The 5397-nt window shown below is 72.3% G+C and carries 5 protein-coding genes; all 5 read left to right on the top strand.

Annotated features, from left to right (window positions below; all coding sequences use genetic code 11):
- The first annotated feature begins 285 nt into the window (after positions 1-285).
- Positions 286-882, top strand: coding sequence for a TetR/AcrR family transcriptional regulator (locus tag ACTWQO_RS48290; RefSeq protein WP_443243781.1), 597 nt, complete (start codon positions 286-288; stop codon positions 880-882).
- A gap of 274 nt (positions 883-1156) precedes the next feature.
- A complete protein-coding gene (gene mftD / locus ACTWQO_RS48285) occupies positions 1157-2341 on the top strand; it encodes a pre-mycofactocin synthase MftD (protein ID WP_443243780.1) in 1185 nt (394 codons plus the stop codon).
- Entirely contained in the window at positions 2338-3000 is a 663-nt protein-coding gene (gene mftE / locus ACTWQO_RS48280) for a mycofactocin biosynthesis peptidyl-dipeptidase MftE (protein WP_443243779.1), read from the top strand. Before mftD ends, mftE begins: the two co-directional genes overlap by 4 nt.
- The gene (locus ACTWQO_RS48275; RefSeq protein WP_443243778.1) at positions 2997-3803 is read left to right on the top strand and encodes a mycofactocin-coupled SDR family oxidoreductase; all 807 of its coding nucleotides are present in this window, start codon (positions 2997-2999) and stop codon (positions 3801-3803) included. The genes mftE and ACTWQO_RS48275 overlap by 4 nt, the downstream gene beginning before the upstream one ends.
- Positions 3800-5194: a mycofactocin biosynthesis glycosyltransferase MftF gene (gene mftF / locus ACTWQO_RS48270; RefSeq protein ID WP_443243777.1), complete on the top strand. Its 1395-nt coding sequence runs from the start codon at positions 3800-3802 to the stop codon at positions 5192-5194. The genes ACTWQO_RS48275 and mftF overlap by 4 nt, the downstream gene beginning before the upstream one ends.
- Positions 5195-5397 lie beyond the last annotated feature (203 nt).

Here is a 5397-nt window from a genome sequence, read left to right as displayed (position 1 = left end):
ACCCCCACCCCCACCTCCGGCCCGCGCCCGCACTACACACGGCCTGCACACCCACTTGAGCCCGGCCGGAACCCCACGGCCCCCCACCCCGCCGTGGGGTTCACTGGCGGCCATGGCCCCACTCGCGCACACCTCCTGGCGCGCGGCCCCGTTCAGGTCCCGGCTGCGGCTGCCTTCCACGAGAGGCCTTGAGGCTTCCTGGGCTGAGCAGCCCGGGCAGTGCCGGCCTGCCCGATAAGACGCTTGAACGAGACATATGCATGAAAGATGAGGCAGGGGTTGGGCATGGGACATCGCGAGGCTCTGCTCGAAGGTGCGAAGCAGTGCCTGACCGAGAAGGGGTACGCACGCACGACGGCCCGTGACATCGTCGCCGCCTCAGGTGCGAACCTTGCCTCGATCGGCTACCACTACGGCTCCAAGGAGGCGCTGCTCGCCGAGGCCCTCATCCAGGCCAACTCCGAATGGGGCAAGGCACTGGAACGGTCCATGGCCGGAAACCCGGATGCGGCGGGCCAGGCGCACGAGCAGTTCGAGGCGATCTGGATCAGGGTGATCGAGCTGCTCTCCCGGCACCGCCGGCTGTGGTCCGCCAACTTCGAGGCGTTCCCGCAGATCGAGCACTCCCCGGAAATCCGTGAGGCCCTCGCCAAGGGTATGCAGGAGGCCCGGGCCGGCCTGGGGGAAAGCCTGCTGGCGCGACTGGGGGAAAAGAATGACGAGCGGGCCGCGCGTGCGGTCGGATCATTCTTCCAGGCGCTGCTCACCGGGGTGATGGCCCAGTGGCTGATCGACCCGGAATCCGCCCCGACCGGCCAGGACCTTTCCCGCGCGCTGCTTTCGGTCACGGTCGGCCTGCGCGAGAAGGAACTTCCCGTCTGACGGGCGGAAATTCACTGGTTTCCACTTCCGGCGCACCAGGCGATGGGCTCGAAAGGCCACCCCTAATTTGTTAGGGGTGGCCTTTCCATGGGGCCTGGCACCATCATTTCCATACGGTGATGCACACCGGCAGCGAGAGGGGGAAGCCGACGATGGCCATCAAGGAGACGGCCCTGACTGCCGCGGCGCCTGAGATCTTGGCGGAAGCCGCAAAAGACCCGCTCACCGGATTCCGCCCCACCGGCCTTCCGTAACACGTCGTGAGAGGTATCTGATGGGCAACCGTTGGTTCGAGACTGTCGCGCATGCCCAGCGGCGGGCGCGGCAGCGGCTTCCGAAGTCGGTCTACCAGGCTCTGCTCGCCGGGTCGGAGGCCGGGGTCTCCTACCGGGACAACACCGCCGCTTTCCAGGAGCTGGGCTTCGCCCCGCATGTGGCGGACCTGTCTGCCGACCGGGACACGGCGACGACGGTCATGGGCCAGGAGATCGCCCTCCCGGTGATCATCTCGCCGACGGGCGTCCAGGCCGTCCATCCCGACGGAGAGGTGGCGGTCGCCCGGGCCGCCGCCGCGCGCGGCACCGCCATGGGACTGAGCTCCTTCGCGAGCAAACCGGTCGAGGAGGTCGTGGCGGCCAATGCGAAGACCTTCTTCCAGATGTACTGGATGGGCTCCAAGGACTTCATGGTCCGCACCATGGACCGCGCCCGGGACGCCGGTGCCGCGGGCCTGATCGTCACCCTCGACTGGTCCTTCTCGCACGGCCGCGACTGGGGCAGTCCCTGGATCCCCGAGCGGCTCGACCTCAAGGCACTGGCCAAGCTGGCCCCGCAGGGCCTCACCCGGCCGTCCTGGCTGCTCGACTACGCCCGCTCCGGCCGCCTGCCGGACCTCACCACTCCCAATCTGGCCGGCGAGGACGGCATCGCTCCGGCCTTCTTCGGCGCGTACGGGCAGTGGATGGGCACCCCGCCGCCCAGCTGGGACGACATCCGGTGGATGCGTGACGAGTGGCAGGGGCCCTTCCTGCTCAAGGGCATCTCCCGCCCCGACGACGCCCGCCGCGCGGTGGACCTGGGCGTGAGCGCGCTGTCGGTGTCCAACCACGGCGGCAACAACCTCGACACCACTCCCGCCCCCATCAGGCTGCTGCCCGCGATCGCCGACGCGGTCGGCGACCAGGTGGAGGTCCTGCTCGACGGCGGCATCCGGCGGGGCAGCGACGTCGTCAAGGCCCTCGCGCTCGGCGCCCGGGCGGTCCTGATCGGCCGCGCCTACCTGTGGGGCCTGGCCGCGGCGGGCCAGGCCGGGGTGGAGAACGTCCTCGATGTCATGGCCGGCGGTATCGGCTCGACACTGCGAGGTCTGGGGCGTTCCTCGATCCACGACCTCGGCCCCGAGGACGTCCTTCTCCCGCCCGGCTTCACCCGCAGTGCCGGTGCCGCGGAGCAGGGATGACAGAGCTGGCGCACCTCGCCTGGACCGCGGTGCCGCAGCGGCCCCTGGTCCTGGTGCCGCTGGGCTCCTTCGAACAGCACGGCCCCCACCTGCCGTTGGACACCGACACACGGATCGCCGACGCGGTCGCCCACGCGGTGGCGCACGCGGTGGGGGAGCCGGCGGTGGTGGCGCCGCCAATCGTGTACGCGGCCAGCGGAGAACACCAGGCCTTTGCCGGCACCATCTCCATCGGCAACGAGGCGTTGCGCTTCCTGCTCGTCGAACTCGTCCGTTCGCTCGCCCTCTGGGCGGGCCGCATCGTGTTCGTCAACGGTCATGGCGGCAACGTCCGTTGCCTGTCCGCCGCCGTCGCCCAGCTGGTTCAGGAGGGCCGGGACGTGGCCTGGGTCCCCTGCTTTTCCGGGGGCGGCGACGCGCACGCCGGACACACGGAGACCTCGCTGATGCTCCATCTCGCCCCGGACCTGGTGGACGTGAGACGGACAGAGCGGGGAAACACGGCACCCCTGGCGGAACTGATGCCCGCGATCCTCGCCAAAGGCGTCGGCGCGGTGTCGCCCTCGGGTGTGCTGGGCGACCCGACGACCGCCACGGCCGCAGAAGGGGCCCGGCTCTTCGACGAGCTGGTGGCCGCGGCCGAGGGGGCGCTGCGGTGAGCCAGGACAGACGGACCGCTCTGGTCACCGGGGCGGCCCGGGGGATCGGGGCGGCCACGGTACGAGCCCTGTGCGCCGAGGGATACGGGGTGCTCGCGCTGGACAGCTGCGCGGGCGAGACGCCGCAGCGCGGCGCCGGCGTTCAGTACGCCCTGGCGAGCCGCCGCGACCTGGAGGAACTGGCCGCCGAACACCCGGACCAGATCCTCGTCGAGGTCGCCGACGTACGCGAGCGGACCGCGCTGGCCGCGGCGGCGGCCCGGGCGGTCGGGCACTTCGGCCGGCTGGACGCCGTGGTGGCCGCGGCGGCCGTCATCCTGGGCGGACAGCCCCTGTGGCAGACCCCGCAAACGCACCTGCAAACGCTGTGGGACGTCGACGTCATGGGCGTGTGGAACACCGCGGCGGTCTGCGTGCCGTACTTCCTCGAGGGGCCCGCGCCGAGCGGCTGCCGGTTCGTCGCCGTCGCCTCCGCCGCCGGCACCCGCGGGCTGTTCCACCTGGGCGGCTACGGGGTGGCCAAGCACGCCGTCGTCGGGCTGGTGCGCGCACTCGCCGCCGACCTGGCCGGCACCGGCGTGAGCGCCGTGGCCGTGTCCCCCGGCTCGACCCGTACCGCCATGCTGGAGGCGACGGCGGCCATCTACGGCCTCGACGATGTCGATCACTTCACCGACGCGCAGCTGACCGGCCGGCTCAACGACCCGCAAGAGGTCGCCGCACTCATCGCCTTCTGCTGCTCCCCGCACGGCGGCGTCGCCAACGGCGCCGTCATGAGCGCGGAGGGAGGCTTCCGCGGATGACCTTCCCGGCCGGCTCCGTGGTCGAACTCGGCCCCCAGGTGCGGCAGTACGACGCCGGACGCGTCCTGGTCGGCGGCGCCCCGCCCCGCCTCGTCCGCCTCTCCCCCCGCGCCGGACCCCTCCTCAAAGGCCGCAGGATCCGGCTCGAGGACCCCCTCTCCGTCCGGCTCGCACACCGCCTCGTGGCCCTGGGCATGGCCCATCCCGTCACCGCCGGCCTCCCTTGCTTGGACACGGCCCTGCTGACCGTCGTCGTACCGGTCCGGGACCGCGCGCGGGAGCTGGACCGGCTGCTGGCCGGCATCGGGGGAGGGCTGCGGGTGATCGTGGTCGACGACGCCTCCCACGACCGGGCGGCGGTACGCCGCGTCACCGCCCGGCACGCCGCCCGGCTGGTGTGCCTCGACACCAACCGGGGTCCGGCGGCGGCCCGCAACGCCGGCCTGCGTGAGGTCCGTACGCCGTACGTGGCCTTCGTCGACTCGGACGTCACTCTCGGCCCCGACACCCTGCCCACGCTGCTGCGGCACTTCCACGACCCCCGGCTGGCGCTCGCCGCCCCACGCGTGCTGGGCCTGTCCGAGACCGGCTCCTGGATCTCGCGGTACGAGGCGGCACGCTCCTCACTCGACCTCGGCCCCGACCCCGCCCTCGTCCACCCCCGCTCCCGCGTGTCGTGGGTCCCCAGCGCCTGCCTGGTCGCCCGCGTCGACGCCCTCGGACCGGGATTCGCCGAGCCGCTGCGGGTGGGCGAGGACGTCGACCTGGTCTGGCGGCTTGCCGCCGAGGGACACCGGATCCGCTACGACCCCTCCGTCACGGTCCGCCACGACCATCGGACCCGGCTCACGAACTGGCTGGCGCGCAAGGCCTACTACGGCTCCGGCGCGCACACCCTCGCCCTGCGGCACGGCTCCGTCGTCGCCCCGGCCGCCCTGACGCCATGGGCGGCGGGGGTGGCGGCCGCCCTGCTCGCCCAAAGACGCTGGTCCGTGCCGGTGGCGGCCGCGGTGCTCACCTCTGTGTCCCGGCGCTACACCCGCGAAGCGACCGCGGGCACCGCCGATCCGCGCCGGCTCGCCGCCTCCCTGACCGGGCTGGCACTGGCCGCCACGGCGGAACAGACGGCGGCCCTGCTGCTGCGCCACTGGTGGCCGCTGACCGCCGCCGGCTGCCTCCTCTCGCGCCGCGTCCGCCGCGTGACCGCGCTCGCGGCCGCCGCCGACTCACTCCTCGAACACCGGCGCTGCGCCCCGGACTTGGACCCCCTGCGCTTCACCCTCGCCCGGCGCCTGGACGACCTCGCCTACGGGGCCGGCGTATGGGCGGGAGCGATCCGGGGAAGATCGGCGCGCTGCCTGCTCCCCGACATCCGCAGCCATGCCCGATGACCACAACCTCCGCGGCCACCTCTTCGACCTCCCCTGCGAGCACACCTGTGCGGCAATGGCTTTCGCGAGGGGCGGGCTAGTACTGCAACGGTGGTTGTCGTGACTGCTGGCCAGGTCGTTCGTTGGTGTGGTTATGGGTGGGGACCTTGCTGATGTCAGGCTGTGGGCGGGTGAACTGGCCGCTCTGCATGAGCGGTTCGTGC

This window comes from Streptomyces sp. 4N124 (assembly GCF_052245395.1).
In the GTDB taxonomy this organism is placed as follows: domain Bacteria; phylum Actinomycetota; class Actinomycetes; order Streptomycetales; family Streptomycetaceae; genus Streptomyces.
This window is presented reverse-complemented; position numbering and strand designations above follow the sequence as displayed.

What these genes read in the sequence shown, in the direction of transcription:
- mftF (WP_443243777.1), top strand. Translation starts at nt 3,800, where the DNA reads ATGACCTTCCCGGCCGGCTCCGTGGTCGAACTCGGCCCCCAGGTGCGG.
- mftE (WP_443243779.1), top strand. Translation starts at nt 2,338, where the DNA reads ATGACAGAGCTGGCGCACCTCGCCTGGACCGCGGTGCCGCAGCGGCCC.
- mftD (WP_443243780.1), top strand. Translation starts at nt 1,157, where the DNA reads ATGGGCAACCGTTGGTTCGAGACTGTCGCGCATGCCCAGCGGCGGGCG.
- ACTWQO_RS48290 (WP_443243781.1), top strand. Translation starts at nt 286, where the DNA reads ATGGGACATCGCGAGGCTCTGCTCGAAGGTGCGAAGCAGTGCCTGACC.